At 68.2% G+C, this 17,905-nt stretch carries 11 protein-coding genes, 1 tRNA gene and 1 pseudogene; 6 read left to right on the forward strand and 7 right to left on the reverse strand.

Annotated features, from left to right (window positions below; translation table 11 throughout):
* The first annotated feature begins 90 nt into the window (after positions 1-90).
* The gene (locus ACZ7EC_RS19460) at positions 91-1,305 is read left to right on the forward strand and encodes an MFS transporter (protein ID WP_471064057.1); all 1,215 of its coding nucleotides are present in this window, start codon (positions 91-93) and stop codon (positions 1,303-1,305) included.
* Here ACZ7EC_RS19460 and ACZ7EC_RS19465 read toward each other — a convergent pair.
* Positions 1,259-3,799, reverse strand: coding sequence for an amino acid permease (locus tag ACZ7EC_RS19465; RefSeq protein ID WP_471064059.1), 2,541 nt, complete (start codon positions 3,797-3,799; stop codon positions 1,259-1,261). The genes ACZ7EC_RS19460 and ACZ7EC_RS19465 overlap by 47 nt on opposite strands.
* A gap of 256 nt (positions 3,800-4,055) precedes the next feature.
* Between ACZ7EC_RS19465 and ACZ7EC_RS19470 the strand changes: the two genes are divergently transcribed.
* Both ACZ7EC_RS19470 and ACZ7EC_RS19475 read left to right on the forward strand, forming a co-directional pair.
* On the forward strand, positions 4,056-4,685 hold the full coding sequence (locus ACZ7EC_RS19470; protein WP_471064061.1) for a hypothetical protein: 630 nt from the start codon (positions 4,056-4,058) through the stop codon (positions 4,683-4,685).
* Between the two features lie 32 nt (positions 4,686-4,717).
* Positions 4,718-5,290 carry a GNAT family N-acetyltransferase gene (locus tag ACZ7EC_RS19475; protein ID WP_471064063.1) on the forward strand — a complete coding sequence of 191 codons (573 nt, stop codon included), beginning with the start codon at positions 4,718-4,720 and terminating at the stop codon, positions 5,288-5,290.
* Positions 5,291-5,299: 9 nt separating this feature from the next.
* On the opposite strand, the gene ACZ7EC_RS19480 is transcribed toward ACZ7EC_RS19475, so the two are convergent.
* Entirely contained in the window at positions 5,300-5,563 is a 264-nt protein-coding gene (locus tag ACZ7EC_RS19480) for a hypothetical protein (protein ID WP_471064065.1), read from the reverse strand.
* A gap of 130 nt (positions 5,564-5,693) precedes the next feature.
* On the opposite strand from ACZ7EC_RS19480, the pseudogene ACZ7EC_RS19485 reads away from it, so the two are divergent.
* Positions 5,694-5,981: pseudogene (locus ACZ7EC_RS19485) on the forward strand (IS5/IS1182 family transposase); the annotation flags it as partial.
* 65 nt (positions 5,982-6,046) lie between these two features.
* Positions 6,047-6,388, forward strand: a complete 342-nt coding sequence (locus ACZ7EC_RS19490) for a hypothetical protein (RefSeq protein WP_471064067.1) — start codon at positions 6,047-6,049, stop codon at positions 6,386-6,388.
* A gap of 233 nt (positions 6,389-6,621) precedes the next feature.
* On the opposite strand, the gene ACZ7EC_RS19495 is transcribed toward ACZ7EC_RS19490, so the two are convergent.
* The 4 genes from ACZ7EC_RS19495 to ACZ7EC_RS19510 all read right to left on the reverse strand — a co-directional run bounded on the left by ACZ7EC_RS19495 (position 6,622) and on the right by ACZ7EC_RS19510 (position 13,783).
* Positions 6,622-6,712: transfer RNA gene (locus tag ACZ7EC_RS19495), tRNA-OTHER, on the reverse strand.
* A gap of 241 nt (positions 6,713-6,953) precedes the next feature.
* Positions 6,954-8,297, reverse strand: coding sequence for a hypothetical protein (locus tag ACZ7EC_RS19500; RefSeq protein WP_471064069.1), 1,344 nt, complete (start codon positions 8,295-8,297; stop codon positions 6,954-6,956).
* Between the two features lie 81 nt (positions 8,298-8,378).
* Positions 8,379-9,221, reverse strand: coding sequence for a hypothetical protein (locus ACZ7EC_RS19505; protein WP_471064071.1), 843 nt, complete (start codon positions 9,219-9,221; stop codon positions 8,379-8,381).
* Complete coding sequence (locus ACZ7EC_RS19510; protein WP_471064072.1) at positions 9,218-13,783, reverse strand: AAA domain-containing protein; 4,566 nt, start codon at positions 13,781-13,783, stop codon at positions 9,218-9,220. Before ACZ7EC_RS19510 ends, ACZ7EC_RS19505 begins: the two co-directional genes overlap by 4 nt.
* A 597-nt stretch (positions 13,784-14,380) precedes the next feature.
* On the opposite strand from ACZ7EC_RS19510, the gene ACZ7EC_RS19515 reads away from it, so the two are divergent.
* A complete protein-coding gene (locus tag ACZ7EC_RS19515) occupies positions 14,381-16,255 on the forward strand; it encodes an ATP-dependent nuclease (RefSeq protein WP_471064074.1) in 1,875 nt (624 codons plus the stop codon).
* Between the two features lie 520 nt (positions 16,256-16,775).
* Here the strand turns inward: ACZ7EC_RS19515 and ACZ7EC_RS19520 are convergent.
* Positions 16,776-17,819 carry a serine hydrolase domain-containing protein gene (locus ACZ7EC_RS19520; protein WP_471064076.1) on the reverse strand — a complete coding sequence of 348 codons (1,044 nt, stop codon included), beginning with the start codon at positions 17,817-17,819 and terminating at the stop codon, positions 16,776-16,778.
* Positions 17,820-17,905 lie beyond the last annotated feature (86 nt).

The following is a 17,905-nucleotide window of genomic DNA, read 5'->3' on the forward strand; positions in this document are numbered from 1 at the left end:
GCCACCCCCCGAACCGGCTTGTGCCGTACGACCTTTCGCGCTGCCGCGAAACGATAACGCCCCGGCGTGCCCCGGCCGAGACTCCCCGGTGTGACCAGCTACCGATCCCTGTTCCGCACCCCCGAGTTCACCCCCCTCTTCCTCGGCTCCGCCGCGCAGACGGCGGCCGGCACCCTCGGCGCCCTCGCCCTCGGCACCCTCGTCTTCCGGGCCACCGGCTCCCCGCTGCTGTCGGCGGTCAGCATGTTCGGCACCTCCCTCGCCCAAGTCCTGGGCGCCACCGTGCTGTTGTCCGGAGCCGACCGGCTGCCGCCCCGTACCGCCCTGACGGTGATCGCCCTCGCCCTCGCGGCCGGTACGGCGTTCCAGGCGCTGCCCGGACTGCCGGTCGGCGCGATCCTCGGCGCGCTCCTCGCGATGGGCCTGGTGACCTCGCTCGGCGGCGGCGTCCGCTGGGGCCTGCTGAACGAGATCCTCGCCAAGGGCGGCTACCTGCCGGGGCGTTCGGTGTTCAACATGATGAGCGGGCTGACCCAGATCGCCGGTTTCGCCACCGGCGGCGCCCTGCTGGCCGCGCTGCCGCCCCGCTTCTGCCTGCTCCTGGCGGCGGTCCTGTACCTGGCGGCCGCCCTCGCGCTGCGCCTGGGCCTCACCGCCCGTCCGCCCCGCAGTGCGGGCCGCCCCTCCGCCACGGCCACCTGGCGCACCAACGCCGAGCTGTGGTCGCACCGTTCGCGCCGCCTCACCTATCTCGGCCTGTGGCTGCCCAACGGCATGGTCGTCGGCTGCGAGTCCCTGTACGTGTCGTACGCCCCGCACGCGGCCGGCACCCTCTTCGCCTGCGGGGCGCTCGGCATGTTCGCCGGGGACGTCACGGTGGGCCGGCTGCTGCCGCCCGGAGTGCGCCGGAGGCTGGCGACCTCCCTGCTGCTCCTGCTCGCCACGCCCTACCTGGTGTTCGCCGCGCACCCGCCGCTGCCGCTCGCCGCGCTCTGCGTCACGCTCGCCTCCACCGGCTTCGGCGCGAGCCTCGTCCAGCAGGAGCGGCTGATGGACCTCACTCCCGGCGAACTCGCGGGCCAGGCCCTCGGGTTGCACTCCTCCGGCATGCTGACCATGCAGGGCGTGAGCGCGGTGGCCGCGGGCGCGGTCGCCCAACTGACCACGCCGGCGACCGGGATGGCCCTGATGGCGGCCGGCTCGATCGCCGTGACCCTCGTCCTGGCCGCCGCGGGCCGCCGTACCCCCCACCCGCTGGTCACCCCTGACCCGATGGCGGCGGAAGGAGCTGCTCGGCCCAGATGACCTTGCCGGTGGGGGTGTAGCGGGTGCCCCAGCGGTGGGTCATCTGGGCGATGATGTACAGCCCCCGGCCGCCCTCGTCGTCGCTCGCCGCGTGCCGCAGATTCGGGGTGGTGTGTCCGGTGTCGGAGACCTCGCAGGTCAGGGTGCGGTCGCGGATCAGACGCACCTGGATGGGGCCGCCGACGTAGCGGATCGCGTTGGTGACGAGTTCGCTGACGATCACCTCGGTGGTGAAGGCCAGCTCGTCCAGGCCCCAGGCGTCCAGCTGCTTGCCGACGTCGCTGCGCAGGGCGGCGACCGCGGCCGGATCGGCGGCGGGCTCCCACTGGGCGAGCCGGCTCCGGTCGAGCAGCCGGGTGCGGGCCAGCAGCAGCGTCGCGTCCTCGTCCACCGCCCCGGACAGCATCGCGGTCACCGTCCGCTCGCACAGCCCGTTCAGCGAGCCGCGATGCCCGGTGAGGGAGTCGGCGAGCCGGCGCAGCCCCGCGTCCGGCCGCTCGGCCGCCTGGAGCAGACCGGCGGTGAACAGGGCGAGGACGCTGCCCGGCGCGAGCCGCAGCTCGGTGGTCTGGTACGGCAGGCCGCCGACCCCGAGCGGCGGCCCCGGCGGCACGTCGAGGCTCCGGGCGGTGCCCGTGTCCCCGGCCACCAGCACCGGTGGCGGCCCGCCCGCGCGCGCCATGCTGCACCACCCGGTGACGGGGTCGTACACCGCGTACAGGCAGGTCACCATCGCCTCGTCGGCGGGGGACGGCGCACCGCCCGGTGCGGGGGCGCGCTCCTCGGCGGTCTGCTCGGCGAGGTCGTCGAGCCGGGTGAGGACCTCGTCCGGGGCGAGGTCGAGCCGGGCGAGGACCCGCAGCCCGGTGCGCAGCCGGCCCATGGTCGCGGCGGCGGGCAGCCCGTGCCCCAGCACGTCCCCGACGACCAGGCCCACCCGCGTGCCGGACAGCGGGATCACGTCGTACCAGTCGCCGCCCACCCCGGATCCGTTGTCGGCCGGCAGATAGCGGCACGCCGTCTCGCACGCGGTCTGCGGGGGCAGCCGGCCCGGCAGCAGGCTGCGCTGGAGCTTGAGCGCCGTGCTGTGCCCGCGGGTGACGACCGGCAGCAGCAGGAAGCCGATCGCGAGCGCGCCGAGCCCCAGCACGGCCACCCCGCCGACCCGCCCCACCACCGGGAGGTCGACGGTACTGGCGCCGTACCCCGGTTCGGCGTAGACGACGAAGGCGGCGTACCCGAACAGCAGTGCCATCAGCAGGCCGCCGAGCCCCGGCATCACCCCCTTGCAGATCAGGTCGCGGGGGCTGCGGGTGAGGACCTTGCGGTGGTACCAGAGGCAGGCGAAGCCGGTCACGCCGTACTGGAAGGCGATCGCGAGGCCGACGGAGTCCACCGAGTCGGCCAGCACGTTGCGGCTGAACGACGACAGCAGGACCAGCAGCGCGACGGAGGCCGCGCCCATGCCGAGCGTGGCCCAGGTCGGGGTGAGGAACCTGCGGTGCACCCGTGCGAACCGGGCGGGCACCGCCTTGTGCACCGCCATCGAGAAGACGGTCCTGGCCAGCGGCAGGATGGTGGTCTGGGCGGAGGCCAGCGCCGAGGTCAGCACCATCAGGATCAGCAGCCGGGACAGGAGCAGCCCGGTGCCGCCGCTGCCGAACACCGCTTCCCCGAGGGCGGAGAACACGTCGTCGTGGTGCGCGGTGTTGCCGAGCCCGATGCCGCTGGTGCCGACGCCCGCGAAGGACTGCGCCGCGGTGGCGACCAGCCCGTACATGACCAGCAGCAGCACGGGGGAGAGCACGGCGGCCCGGCCGGGGGTGCGGGCGCTGTCCACCGTCTCCTCGTTGACGGACACCGCGGTGTCCCAGCCCCAGTAGATGAAGACGCCCGCGAGAAGGCCCGAGGTCAGGGCCCGTACGGAGGACACCTCGAAGGGGTTGAACCAGGACGCGGAGACGTGGATCGCGGTCGGGGGCGGGTCGGTGTAGACGCGGACCAGCGCGGCGGCGGCGAACAGCAGCAGGACGGTGACCTCCAGGCACAGCAGCCAGCGCTGTACGGCCGCGGAGACCGTGATGCCGACGTAGCAGACCGTGGTGAGCAGCCCGATCCAGACGATCCCGGCGACGGTCACCCAGAACCGGCTCTCGCCGAGCCCGTCCAGACCGACCAGCCGGAACCCGTAGCTGCCGGCGATGGTGGCGAGGTTCGCCATGACGATGATGTTGGCGACGATCAGCCCCCAGCCGCCCATCCACCCGGTCCGCGGCCCGAACGCCCGCGTCGCCCAGGTGAAGGTCGTCCCGCAGTCCGCGTCGCTCGCGTTCAGCTCCCGGAAGGCGTACGCGATCAGCAGCATCGGCACGAACGCCAGCATGGTCACGATCGGCGCCTGGAGCCCGACGCCCGCCACGATGATGCCCAGCGTGGCGGCCAGGCTGTAGGCCGGACCGGTCGACGCCAGCGCCACGACGACCGAGGAGAACAACCCCAGTGCGTCCCCGCGAAGCCCCTTCCGCCCCACCCCGGACCCCGGAGCGGGCCGCCCCGCGGACACACCCCCGCTCCCGAAAAGCGTCACATTCGATTCCAACGCGGGGGTGGCCGCCGTGCAAATACAGGACCGGCGTCCGGGTCGTGCCCCCCGGTCGCGGGCGCGTCCCCTGTGGGGCAGCATGAGCCCGTAACCGGGCGATCAAGGATCAACCGGACATCGACGGGTCGGCCGGAAGGGAACGGATGCCATGGCTAGCGGTGTGTCCAGGGGCGGACGACGGCTGCGGTACCGGAGCGCGAGCGTGGCCGCGGTGCTGGCCACCGCCGGCACCCTGACCCTCGCGGCCTGCGGCGGCGGCAACGGCGGCGGTACGACCGTCAGCCCGCGCCCCACACCCCCCGCCACGGAGTCCTTCACGGGCACCCCGCCCTCCCCTCTCTCCTCGGCCGCCTCCTCCGCCATCGCCTCGGCCCGCGCCTCCGCCTCCGCCGCGTCCGCCTCCGCATCGGCACGGGCCGACGAGTTCGAGGCCTCGGTCGCGGCGTCGGCCGAACAGGCGAACCAGGAGGCCCACAAGCGGCTGGCGAACGTGCGGGGCCGGGGCAACGCCGCCTCCGACGTCTCCCTCAGCGGCATCCCCCGCGCCCAGGTCAACGACCTCCAGGCCGCCCACGTCAACATCCACAACTCCTCGGACAAGACGGCCGACTTCGCGGTCCAGGTCGACTTCCGCGACCCGGACGGCAAGGTCGTCGAGACCCGCTACGTCGGCGCGCAGAACGTCCGCCCCGGCCAGACGGTCCACCCCTACGCCATCAGCCACCAGCCCCCGCAGCCGATCCTGAAGCCGGAGGTGGCGAAGGCGGAGCGGTACTGAGAGGCTCCTCCGCAGGGGGCAGGATCAGCACCATGGACTACCGACGTGCCGTCGCGGCCGACGCCCCCGCCATGGCCGAACTCTTCGCGGCCAACCACTACGACGCGCTCACGGAGCGGCAACGCGCGGAACAGGGCTTCGTCCAAGGCGCGTTCGACACGGACGCGCTGCGCTCGATGGCCGAGGACGGTGGCCTGCTCGTCGCGGACGACGACGGTCGCCTGGCCGGCCTGCTCGGCCTGGCCTCCCCGGCCAACCTCCCCAGCCCGCCCCCACCGGTCCAGGCCCTGCTCGCCGCCCAGGACTCCCTGTCCTGGCAAGGCCGCCCCCTGCGCGCCGTCCCCTTCCTCCTCTACGGCCCGGTGGTGGTCGCCCCCGCCTACCGGGGAAGGGGAGTCGCCCGAGCCCTGTTCACGACGGCCCTGCACATGGCGTCAGGGCAAGCGGAATTGCTGGTCGCCTTCATCGAACTGTCCAACCAGACTTCCTGGCGCGTCCACGTGCACGCTTTCGGCATGACCCCCCTGGGCGACTTCACCCTGGCCAACCGCGCTTACGGCGTCGTCGCCGCCCCCACCCGTCCGGCCCCGATCCCCGGCCCCTGAGCCGGCCGGTCACCCGCGCCGTGCGCCCCCGCGGCCCACCAGTCCGGCGCCGGCCCCGGTGAGCAGGGCGAGCCCCAGACCGGGAACGGCCATGCCGATGAACGAGGACCCCTGCACCCGGGCCCCCGCACAGCCGACCACGAAGCCCCCGACCACGGCACCCCGCCCGCCCACAACCAGAAACACCCGACCGGCCATGCGCCGCCGGTACTTCACCATGAGAACCACCGCGGCGACCAACAGCAGAATGCCCGGTCCGGCAAAGGTGTCCATGTCCTATGTATAGCCCTCCTGCCTCTCCGCGAGCGCGGCGGACCTCATGTGAGGCGGCTCTGTTCACGCCGTTCCCAACCGGCTGTCCTTCTCGGCCGGTCGAGGTAGCTCCTGAACGCGGCGGAGTGGGTTCGCGATCCTCGACGGAACCCTGCTGCCCATCGACCGCATCGCGGTCGACCGTCCCCTCGGCAAGCACCGCATGCACGGCATGAACGGCCAAGTTCTCACCAACCCGTTTCGAGAAGCTCATCTGGGCTTCGCCGGCCTCGGCGGGCGTGGTCCGCGACATCGGGGCAGCCCGCTTCCACAGCTGCTGGAACAAGCTCTGCGCCGGGAAGAAGGCCTCGACCGCGCCTACGCGAAGATCCGCGCACTCGGCGAACAGCCCATGGCCACCCCCAAGTCCTGGTGCCTGCCCTCACCCTGGAGCTGACCACCTCAGCCTGAGGAGGAAGCCGCGCTGCCTCCTAGACTCCTGGCGTGTTTGATACGTCGAACCTCCTCCACGTTTCGTCCGTGCTCAATCGGCAGTCGATCGCGCAGCATGGTCTGGACTGGACCCGGATGGGCGCCGCACCGGGAATCGCCGGCAGCTGCCGCCCTGAGGTGGAGGGGGTCTTCGTTTGCCGAGGTGAGGAGGAAGCAGAGTTCCTCCTTCGGATCAACAACACCGGTGGCCTGGTCGATCTCTGGTCCGTGGACGGCATCGACGAGGGATCGCTCCTCGACAACGGCAACGGGTTCGTCTACCTGCCCAGCCGTATACCAGCCGCGCGAGTCCGGCTCGTGCGATCAGACATTCCTCCGCAGCCTGGTTTTTGACTCCGCCCAGCGCTACGGCTGAGGGCAGGCCCGCGCTCGGCGTCCTGCTGCTGGGGCTCGCCCTCCGGGGCCGCGGCCGACACCGCCAGTGGAAGCTGCCGTACTCCCGTCCGTCGGCTGTATGAAGGATCGCATCCGCGCTCAGCTCCCGGTCCTCAGTGACAGCTCGCGTCGATGTCGGACCTGGATGCCAAAGAGCACCCACGGAGATCCGTAGGTGCTCTTTTCCCTTGTGCCCCCGGCAGGATTCGAACCTGCGACACCCGCTTTAGGAGTTTTCCCTGGGCGGGGCTGTGACCTGCGGAAATGATGACCACAGGGTGCCGACCTGGGAAATCGCTGCTCCGTAGTTCTCACGTGTTCACGGTGTTCCCCGGCCCCATGTGTGCTAGATGTGTTCCTCAGGCACCAATCTGGCGGCATGGAGGTTGAGCCTCGGTTTGGTGAGCGCGATGCAGACCCACTCTGTGGCCGTGAAGGGGCGGGCACAGTGTTCGGAATGCTGCACTCTTCCTGCGGTCGGCTTTCTCTCGAGAGTCGCCTGCTCTCATACGCATAACGCGGATCACTCGCGCAGTAGGCGCATAGCCAGCACGGAACCGTCGGGATGTATGGAGATGGGACCGTTCCAGCGCAGAGCCCAGGTGTCGCGTGGCCAGCTGGACCGGCGCGCGTAGATGTCCCGCCGGTACTGCTCCACCCTGCCCTCCTCAAGATGGCGGAAGAGGTCCTCCGCTACACCGGAGAACGCCTCGACACGCTTCCTATTAAGCCGAAATACGTGGTCTGTGCCGACGAAGTCGATGCCGAAGAAACGGTGCCGTGCGTCCTGGACGCTGTCTGTCGCTGCGTGCGTAATGCCAGCGAAGTGCCGCTGTCCTTGTCGTTTCGTCAGGTACGGGGCGGTGGCCCTTGCGTCCCCGGCGAAGGCGGTAAGACCGGCTGCGGCCGTACGCGCGAGTGTGTGTTGGAACCACCCGTAGAGGTCGGGACTCACGTGAAAACCGGGTTCCGGCTCAGCGCGCTTGTCGCCTTGCGCAGGCGGCTGGATGCCGGGATAGACGTTCTCATCCTCCAATGCGTGGTCAAGGACGCAAGACGGGGTGTCCAGCCAACCTCCTTCTCCGTCCGCCTCCAGGACGTGGACCCTCAGAGGGCCGTCGAGTGGGAGTTCTGTACTGAATACCAGGCACGGTGTCTCGTCCCACGCTCCGACGTGCACTGCCTCGACGTGGGCGGAGGCCGAGGCGAGCTGGGTGTGAGAGGCGGAGAGCCCGCTGTGGTTCCCCTTGCATGCAATCGGGAAGACGCGCGAGGGCTCGCCGGGCCTCCATACCTCGGCAAAGAACTGCGGGCGGTATCGGTACCCCGACTTCGGGCCGGAGTCCCTGCTGGTCAGGGCCCACCCTGCGCGCAGAGCTGTGTCAGCTGGCACGATCGAGACAAAGTGGTTGGGATAGCGCCTGCTCAGGAGTCGTGTAGCGAGAGCCAGCGCGAAACCGGTACCGAGTTCTCCAGATTGAAGCGCCTTGTAGTAGTCCGCGGTCTCCTTGCCCTCGGTGGACAGAGCCATGAAGGAGTCCGAGTCCCCGGTCAGAGCCTGGTTGTACTTCAGGGAACCCCAGTGCTCGGCGAGGCCACGTCCGGCTCCGCGCCGTGCCAGGGTGATGGCCCGTCCAAAGGAGTGCAGCACATCCCAAGGCGTCAGCTGCACGAGCCGGCCGAGATCGCTGGCCGGTATGGGGCGGAGTCCAGGCTTCCGGCGCAGCCGATCGAGTTCCTTCTCCTCTCTTTGCTTGTCGTCGTCCGCCGCTGCGGCGCTCACGTCACCGGCCAGCTCCTGGTTCGAGTGGACTGAGACGTTCGACGGCTCTGCAAGGTCTCGCAGTACTTCTGCCGCGATCTTCATCTGTTCCCCTTGTGTTCAGGCGTGTCTGGTCTGAGCACCGTGGCCCGGCAGGCACGCCTGCGGCTGCCGTACGTGCTGGCTCTAATCGCCGGCTTTGGGCTGGCTGGCCGAGAGGTCGTTGAGGGCACCGTTCACGACGTACCAGGACACGGTGAGGGTGTCGCGGTCGGGAGTGTGCGCCTCACGGAACTCACGCCGTGGATGGACAAAATTGCGGTACTCGCGAAGCGTCTGGCTGAAGCGTTCCATGTCGACGTCGATCCAACCCGCCCTGTGGCAGATGTGGATGAGGGCCTTAAGGCCGATAAAATTCGGATCCTTGTTGTTGAGCAGGGAGATGTCGCGCTCCTCGATCACCGTGAGCAGGACACCTTCGAGGAAGCTGCCCAACATGATGATGGCCGCCACGTGAGCGCCGTTGGAAAAACAGGTGCGGGCTTCGTCCAGGCGACGTTGAAGCAGCGCGGCCATCTGCGGTTCACGGATGATCTCGGCCATGGTGGCCTTGAGCTCTATCGGGGCCTGATGGCCCGGATGCGCCATGGCTGGGTCGCAGACGACGACCCTGGGCCGGCCGCCAGGGTTTTCCAGACGGAAGCCTTCGTGGACCAGGAAGCTGTTGACCGCGTTGATGACGGCAGGCAGCACCTCGGGTTCTCCGAGGTACTCGCGAGCATCCGCGAGTCTCAGAAGCACCTTCTCCAGTTCGGCGGGGTTCTCACGACGTTCCATCAGCAGTTGAAGTGTCCACTCGCCTCGGTACTCGCCGTCGTACTCCGGCACCTTGTGCCATCCGGCGTTCTCCAGGAAGTGGGCGATCTCGAACCCTCTGCGGTAGTAGAGGTGGTCGTCGCCGCAGATGACGCGGGCCAGTTCCTTCAAGGTGTTGCCGTCGAGCGGGCCCAGAACGGTCTCGTGCGTCATGCGGCGTACTCCGTGGTGTCGTCGTCGGTCTGTTCGTCCCCGGTGTCCTCGTCATCGGTGACTTCGTCGTCCGAGGAGAGGTCGAGCGGCTTCCACTCGGAGTGGGAGCCGGTCGGCCGGCTGGCTGTAGTGGGCTGTGTGTAGTTGGCGGGCCGGATCCCCTGGCGGTCCAGTTCCTGCCACAGGCCATCGAGCGCCGCATCGGGGTCGAAGCGGAATTCGCTCTCCTTCACCCGCCAGAACTCCCAGCCCACGCGCTTCAGTTCGCGGTCCCGCCGCTGGTCATTCTCGATCTGCCGTCGAGTGGCGTGGTGGAAGGCGTCACCGTCGCATTCGACGGCGAGACGGCCGCGAGCCCCGACGACCACCAGGTCGATGCGCTTGCTCCCGGCTGGGAACTGCGGGATCACGTGGTAGTCCCGCTCCTTGATCTTCAGATACACCTGCTGTTCGAAGAGCGAGTCGAAGGGGGCCCTGCGGACGTCCGGTAGCACCGGTCCGATGTCGTCGGCGGCCTCCAGTGCCGCGGGCGGGTTCTCCATGTACGTCAGAAGGTTGAGCCGCAGGTCGTGCGGCTTGAGACGGTCCGGCGGAACCGAGTAGAAGAGCCACATCTGATCCTGGGCCCGGCTGGCGGCGACGTTATAAGCCTGCTGTTCGCTCTTGTTCCCGCCTGCTGCCCGGGGCGGGTCGGTCACGACCATGGACAGCAGGATGACGTGGCGTTCGTCTCCCTGGAACGAGGCGGCGTTGCCTACGCGAATCCGGTGCTGCTCGCGCACGGTGGCAGGCAGCCGCTGCTCGATGAGGGCCTCCAGAAGCTTGATCTGTCCGAAGCTCTGGAGGACGATCACGCCCATGGTCTTGTCCTGGTAGGCGGGGTCCTCGGTCAGGCGGGCCAGGCAGTCGACGATCGCCTCGGCCTCCTTGGGGTTGCGCACACGGGTGTCGCGGCCCACGACCACGGCGCCCTCCACGAAATGGGTGCGCAACGGGTCCAGCCGTTCGGCGCCGTACTGCCGCAGGGGCAGGAGTTTGTTGTTGTAGAAGGTGCTGGAAGACCAGTTGATGATTTCGGGCACACAGCGGAAGTGCTCTTCGAGGCGGATCACCTGCGGGAAGAAGGTGGACAGCAGCTGGTACAGGTTGGTGTGCGGCGTGTAGAGCTGGCGCAGCCTGCTGGGCATGTCCGGCAGATGGGCGGCCAGCTTGTCCTGGATGGCCTGGTGGCGGCCGTTGCGCGTGAGGGCGGGCGCGCACTGTTTGTCGTCGCCGACGACGATCACGCGGGGAGCCAGCCACAGGAGGAACAGCGCGTCCATGCCCGCCTGGCTGGCCTCGTCCACGATGACGACGTCGAAGGCGTCCCGCCTGGCCTGCACCATCTCGGCGACCTGGGGGATGGGCATAACCCAGGCAGGCACCGCGTCCTGGGCCACAGACATCGCATCGCGTGCCGCGGCTCTGAAGAGGCCCGTGTTCTTGCCCTTCCCCTTGCCGAGGGACGCCATGTGCGTCCGGTACGCCTGGAGTGCCGAGCGTTGTTCCTGCGTCATCCGCACCAGGCAGTGCAACCGGCCCCAAGCCGCAGCCAGCTCACCAGTTACCTGCTCCAGCCGGTCTTCGTGCTCGCTCAGGTCACCTTCGAGCTTGCGCTCCAAACCGGGCGTGCGCTGCCTCTCCAGGAAGCGAGACGCCTTCGCCCACGCCCACGCCCGTTCCAGGGAGCCCAGCCGCTTCTCCCACAGGGGATCGTCGGCGCTGTCGACGAGGCGGGCTGCGAGCAGGGAGTGGCCAGCGCGCAGGGCACCCAGCAACTCGGTGCACCGATGTATGCGGTGCTCCCGGTGGTGCGCGGCGGCCAATGCCTCCAGAGACTCGGCATAAGCCTCCACGTCCTGATCACGGAGAGCCTGCACCAGGGCCATGGACTCCGCAGCCGGTTGCATGCCGTTGACGGGCGTACGCAGGAATTCGTCCAAGGCAGACAGCTGGGTCATCGCCTCGTCAGCGGCCCGTCGGCCACGGAGCGCGGCGGTCCCGGCGTTGAAATCCTGCCATGCCTGGCAGGAGGCGATCGTCAGCCGCACGCCGTGACGTACGAGAAGCGCGTCGGCGCTGTCCCGAGCTGAGCCGAATGCCTGTATGTGCTCAAGGCACGCTGCCCGTTCCGTCAGTTCGGCCAGCCGAACCTCCACGTCTCCCTGCGGGAGATCGGCGCTCACCTGTTGCCAGCGCGTGGCCGCACCGGCGAGCGCGGAATACGCCCGGAGGTGCGTCAGCACGGCGTCCAGATCCTCGGCCGTCCGCGGCGAACGGCCATCGACGGTGCAGGAGCTCAGCAGGTCCCGGGCGTTCTTCTGCGCCTTGCCCGGGAACCGGGACCGAAGGGCCTTGCCCGCGGCCAGGTGGTCCCGGAGCGCCGTGCCGGCGGTTGTCAGTCGGGCCGCATCCTGGGCGGTCAGGTCCCCCGGCACGGTGACCAGGCGCAGACCCAGCGCATCGACGTCCTGCGCGACCTTGTGGACGTCGTCGGTGACGGCTGACACACGCTGCCATAGCCCGAGGTCGGAGCGGGAGAGCCGGTCTGTCAGCGCCCGGGTTATCCAGGAACCGGGATTCCAGCGCGTGGCGTCGGCAGGCATCCCGAGGTGATGAAGGGCAGTCGCGCAGGTATCGAGTAGCGACGCCAGTTCGGAGGTCACGGACGCGTCGAGGTGGGCGAGTACGTTCCGGATCTCGACAACCTCTGTGGATAGGCCCTCGTCGCTGAGGTGGCTGGCCGCGAAGACGTCCGCAATGTGCCGGGCCGAAGGAAGCTCGTCAGGTAGAGGAAGGGCGCCGCTAGCACGCGGTTCACCAGCGCCGTCACGCAGCAGGACGAGCAGTTCGTGGGCCTGTTCGGAGGTCAGCGGAGGGGCCTCCTCGGCGGTGTCCGGGAGACGGCCGATCCAGCTGAACTCTTCGGCGCCGGCCTGGACCCGCTCCACGATCTCAGCGAGCGTTCCCGCGTATCCCGGTGCCACGCTCCGATGCCGGTACTCGGCCTCCCGCAGCGAGATCACCTGCTCCGTGAGCGTCTCGATGCGACCTCGCACCTCGTCCCGTTCGCCGGTGAGACGGCGGATCTCGGCGCGCAGTTCGTCGGGATCACTTGCGGCCACCTGGTCGGTGAGCGCGTTGATGGTTCGTTCCAGTTCGTCCTCGCCGTTGTGGCGAGTGGAGCTGAGCAGCAGAACGCACAGGTCACGCACGGATGAGGGAAGTTTGTCCCGCAACACGGTGAGCGGCTGGTCGCGGGCGCTGGTGACGAGTACCCGCTGACCCTGTGCGAGCAGCGCGGAGACAAGGTTGGCGATCGTGTGGGTCTTGCCCGTCCCCGGTGGCCCCTGCACTACAACACCGGTGTCCTGCTCTAGGCGCCCCAGCACACTGCGCTGCTGAGCGTTCGTCTTGCCCGGGAAGAGCGGATCGTCGCCGAAGAGCGGCACCCTCTGGTCCCCGTCCCAGGTGGAACGGTCGGCGGTCTCGATCGTCATGGCCATCTGGGCCAGGCCGAGCGGTGCCCGGCCTTCCGAGGCCACCGTCTCCGCGATCTGGTCATAGAACCGCAGGAGGGAGTTGAGGTTGCGTGGGCGCATGACCAGGGCAGGCGCGTAGGTGAGACGTGCCCCCGGTTCGGGCGCGCGGGGCGGCTCCCACGCCGCGCTGAAGCCTATGGGGCGGGTGGTCGCCCGTTCCTGCCACTGCGCCAACTGCTCCAGCGCCTCGGGCCCGAGCGGATCCATCCCCCGTGCGGCGCTCTCTTCCGAGAGAGCAGCCCCGCGCTCGCGTACCCATCCGTCGTCGCTGTCCAGGAAGTCCTGATCCTCGAGACGCAGGGCGCTCTCCGACGACAGCCTGACCGTCAGCCGCGCCGTGCGTCGGTCGATCGACGTCTCCACCCGCTGGGTGAACAGATGGCGGTGCACCACGTCCCCGTCCGGGCCGAGCCAGGTCAAGAGGCCAATGCCGAGGACGAGTTCCGTCTGGTCGTCCTCCCGAGCTAGTTTCTGGTGCCACGCATACATCCGGTCGTACAGCTCACGAAGCGGTCGTTCGCTGCGTTCCCGTGTCGCCCAGCGGCGCCAGCGATCCAGCCAGGCCCCGTAGGCCCGCAGGACGTCACCGGCCTCTTCACGGCGCACGGTGCCTTCCTCAGCCGGCCGCTCCTTCGCGTCTGCGACACGAACCAGCTCGGTCCCCGGCCCCTCCTCGGCAAGGGGCGGGTCACCTCCGTCGGGATCCAGGCAGTGGGTCGGCTCCACCCAGCCGTCGAGCGAGTCGGGCAGATCGGGCGGCGCACTTTGTGGCACGTGGTCGAGCGTCAGCAGTACGCCGTCAGGGCGCGGTGCCGGCCTGCGGACAGGATCCGGCAGCTTGGCAAGCCATAGGTGCTCACGGCTGCGGTCGTCACGCTGTCGCTGATGGCTGCTGTGGACCATGTCGCGCAGGAAGCTGATCAACCCTGCTGTTTGCCCGATGACGTCGGGGTCACTCGCGTGGCGTCGCGGGTCCTTCACCGTTCTCCTCTCGGCCGCTGACGAACGTTCCAGGATGAGGGTCGACCAGGGGCGCAACAACGAGCTCCGGGCAATATGACCGGATCTGTTTCACGCTCCGGCGCCATGCACGACCGAAAGGGCTGGTTGCTGAGGTGTCGAACGGTTTGGCGGCAGTACGCTCTGCGGCGCTCCGCCAGGAGCCTTTGCACAGGTTGGAAGGGATGAGGACGGACTGGTCGGGGATACCGGCACTTACTCGTCTGTGAAGTGCCAGGGCAGGCGAAGGGGACGGCAGCTCACAGCGGACGATGGCCGGTTATAGCGCAAACCGGACGTCCATCCTGACTATGGAGGTGTGGAACAGGGTGAGGACGCGGTGAGGGTCCGGGGCGCAGCAGAGGTCCCGTCACCCGTGACGTTGAGCCCGAGGTGGGCAGGCTTCGCTTGGTGTCGGTCTGAATCGGTCAGATCCGTTCACGGCACCAGCAGGCAATCTCCACAAGACATAAGATGATGCGCCTGGGTTGGCTGTTGCCCAGGTCAATGTCTGGGGCGAGGCGCCCCTGGTGGCTTGCGTCTGCCCCGAGGCGCTAGGGAACGGAGCGGCTGAGAACGGTGCACCTGCACAGCTTCACCGTGTGCGGATTCCGATCCCTCAAGGACGTCCGTGACATTCCGGTCAGTACACCTACCATCCTCGCGGGCCAGAACGACGGCGGTAAGAGCGCGGTGCTTGCCGCGCTGGCGTTCCTTGTGGGCAATGAGCAGTTGACCGAGGACGATCGTACGTACGAGCTCGGCGCTTCGAATGGCGTGGACGTCGATGACTCGGCGCCTCTCCTGCGGTGTTCGACCACATGGGTGGAGGGGCAGTTCACCCTCGACTCTTGGGAGTTGGAAACGTTCGGCTTCCCGAACGGGGAGTTGCGCGTACGGCGGCGCGCCGTCAACGGTGAGGACCCCGTCCTTGAGTGCTGGGCGCCGCTCGCGGACGACGAACAACTGCGTGACCCTTCCAAACTGTCCCTCAACGAGGTGAGAGCCCTCGCCAAGCAGTTGCTCCCTGAGCTGTCATCCATAAAACGCGGCGACATCGAGCCAGCCCTCTGCAGGTACGGCATGGCTCACGCCTCAACGTCGGGTTGGGTTCCTGCTCCGAAGGAGATGGAGCGCCGCATGCCCCGGCTGATGCCGTTCGACGGGAAGTCGGCCGATCCCGACGCTGCGGTGAAGACCGCGCTGATGGGCCGCTACCAGGCCCATATGGCGGACCCCACGCTTGAGGGCCAGTTGCAGTCGATCGAAGCCGGGATCAAAGAGCGACTTCAGGACGATGCCCGGTCTCTGTGCGAGCACATTCAGAGTCGTTGTGACGACCTCACAGACGTTGATGTCGAGCCTGTAGTCTCGTTCACTCACGGTTTCCGGGGTGCGCCGCTGCGAATCGCCCGTACGAAGGGTGAGACCGTTGGCCTGGATCGTTCCGGCCTAGGTAGTGCACGACGTATCTCCCTGGCGATCTGGGAGTGGAACAGCCAGCTGCTCACGCGCGAGGAGTTCGCCGACGTCGACTCCTCAGGTGCCCCTGAGGCCGCCGAAGATGTCCCGCCTCCGGTACAGACGATCGTGATCTACGACGAGCCGGACACGCACCTTGACTACGGGCACCAGCGCAAGATCATGCAGCTCATCCGTGACCAGAGCGCGCTGCCCCATGTGAACGTAATCGTCGCCACCCACTCCATGAACCTCATCGACGGTGTCGACATCGCCGACGTCGTGCATCTGCGACTGGAACGCGGACGGACGGTGATCGAGCGGCTGGGGGCAGACACCCACGACGGCATCGACATACACCTGGGGCGCATAGCCGCGGCGGTCGGTCTTCGAAACTCCGTTCTACTGCATGAGCGTTGTTTTCTGGCCGTCGAGGGCGACACCGAACAGCGGGTGATCCCCATGCTGTTCCGGCTGTCGGAGGGCCAGTCTCTCCAGTCGGCCGGCATCGCCTTGTGGGCGTGCTTCAACAATGAGGGGGCCCTGCACCTTGCTCACTATCTGGTCGCGCATGGTCGCTCCGTGATGCTCATGGTGGACGCCGATAGCCGCACCTTGCCCAAGGGGCTCTTCAAGGAAGGCCGACTTCAGCAGTTCTTCGGCAGTGCTTTCAGCGACGTTGTCCGTTTCGTGGGCGAGCCGGACGCCTTCAATGAGCTGGAGGAACTGTTCCCGGACGATCTGTGGGCCGCGACCGCCAACGAACTCTGGCCGAAGGGCGGCGAACCGTGGACCACGGACGATTTCACCGCTCAGCGCGGCAAGAAGTTCAGTAAGGAAGTGCTGAACATGCTCCGCAATGACAGCCCGAACGGGCCCAGCGGCAAACCCGACATGATGTTCGGGCTGGTGAGCACGCTCACCAGCCCTGATCAGGTACCCGCACAGCTGCGGGAGATCTTCGGCGAGATCAGAAAGCTGGCCGCAGGGTAAGAACGCGTAGCGCTGACCTGGTCTCACTCGTACCGCTGCGGCGCCGCCGCCGTGCGAGCATGCGTTCCTTGCGCTGTGCCAATGTCGGCGGTTCCCACTTGTGCCAGCCCACCGGAGGCTTCCAGCGCTGCGCATGCTCCCGCGCCTCAAGCCCACACCATCGGCAACCATTCGGAGCGGGTATGCGCTGGTCAGAGCCATTTTGCTGGTCAGTCATGAGTCTCCCTCCCCCACATCCAGAGTCTTCCCTATGGCACTGACATCACCCCTACCTGAAGAGAGGTACATTTCACGCTAAACCGGACGAAATGCGTAAGCTACCCGAGTCGATTCTGGCATCTCTGTCGCATTGGCAGCGCTCGTCGGCCTCAGCTGCATCGCACTGTGTGTCCGCTTACCTTCGTATACCGGCGGTGATCGCTGTCCGAATAAGGCCAGCCGTCTAGCGGGTGGGTGGGCAGCGTTGCGCTCAACACCGGGTGGTGGACGTTGGATGGGGCCTGGGGTCCTTCTTGACACATCAATTGAAGGCGAGTTCACGGAAGGTGTTGCGAACCTCGGTCAATGGCCCACGATCCCTTGTGTAGTAAAGCTTGTTGGTCAGGAGCACTGCCCAGCGGCCCCCGGTGGGGGAGATCCACATGCCTGTGCCGGTGAAGCCGTAGTGGACCCAGGTGTCCTCGTCGGTGGTGGTGCCGGGGGCGGGGTGCCAGAACAGGCCACGAGCAGGCTGCAGCTGTCCCGTCTGAATCGTCAGGGAGCGGGTGATCCACTCGGTCCCGAAGCCAGCGTGGAACTGGGAAGCGGCAGGGGCGAGCATGTACCGAAGGAAGGTCGCAAGGTCGTCGAGGACGGTGAAGACGCCCGCGATGCCGCAGACGCCTCCAAGGAGGCGGGCAGAGAAGTCGTGTGCGACTCCCTTGAGATGAGTGTCGGTGGCCTGTTCGAGTTCGGTGGGCGCGCAGCGGGCGGCGAGGTCGGCAGGCAGGGGGCCGAAGCGGGTGGAGGCCATGCCCAGTGGAATCCAAGTGCGGGTGGTGACCAGTTGGTGCAGGGGCTGTCCGGAGAGGTGTTCGGCGAGGTACCCCAGGATGAGGGCGGCCCGGTCGGTGTACTCGACGGCCTCTGCGGGTGCCCGATGGAGTTGTTCGTGGAGGACGCCTCGGCGGACCTCCTGGGGGTCGGTGCCGTAGAGGTTTTTGAGTTGGGCTCGCAGCGGGACACCGGCGGTGTGCGTCAGCAACTGTTGGGTGGTGACGGTGCCGAGTGGGTGGCCGGCGACTTCGGGCCAGAAGGTGCCGAGCGGCTGGTCGAGGTCGAGGGTTCCGTCCTCCCACAAGGCGCCGATGGAGGACCAGACGGCCAGGATCTTGGTGAGGCTGGCGGCGTCGAAGACGGTGTCGGTGCGCATCGGCACCTCCGGCTCGTTGGGGTCGAGGACGCCGGTGGTGCCCTGGGCGAGGATGCCGGTGGCGTCGCCGAGGGCCCACACGGCGCCCGGGTACACCTTGTCGCGGACTCCCTGGTCGAGCAGGGCTTCGATGCGGTCGCGGTCGTACGTCATGGTCTCCCTCTTCACCGGGGTGTCCCGTCGGCCAGCGTAGTGACGTTCGCGGAGCGGTTCAGGTGGTGACGTGTCGGGTCGTCTGG

It is taken from the genome of Streptomyces sp. NPDC037203, from assembly GCF_055605065.1.

Excerpts from the sequence above, each read along its gene's own strand:
- ACZ7EC_RS19480 (WP_471064065.1), bottom strand. The coding sequence starts at position 5,563 with ATGGACACCTTTGCCGGACCGGGCATTCTGCTGTTGGTCGCCGCGGTG.
- ACZ7EC_RS19500 (WP_471064069.1), bottom strand. The coding sequence starts at position 8,297 with ATGAAGATCGCGGCAGAAGTACTGCGAGACCTTGCAGAGCCGTCGAAC.
- ACZ7EC_RS19470 (WP_471064061.1), top strand. The coding sequence starts at position 4,056 with ATGGCTAGCGGTGTGTCCAGGGGCGGACGACGGCTGCGGTACCGGAGC.
- ACZ7EC_RS19475 (WP_471064063.1), top strand. The coding sequence starts at position 4,718 with ATGGACTACCGACGTGCCGTCGCGGCCGACGCCCCCGCCATGGCCGAA.
- ACZ7EC_RS19505 (WP_471064071.1), bottom strand. The coding sequence starts at position 9,221 with ATGACGCACGAGACCGTTCTGGGCCCGCTCGACGGCAACACCTTGAAG.
- ACZ7EC_RS19520 (WP_471064076.1), bottom strand. The coding sequence starts at position 17,819 with ATGACGTACGACCGCGACCGCATCGAAGCCCTGCTCGACCAGGGAGTC.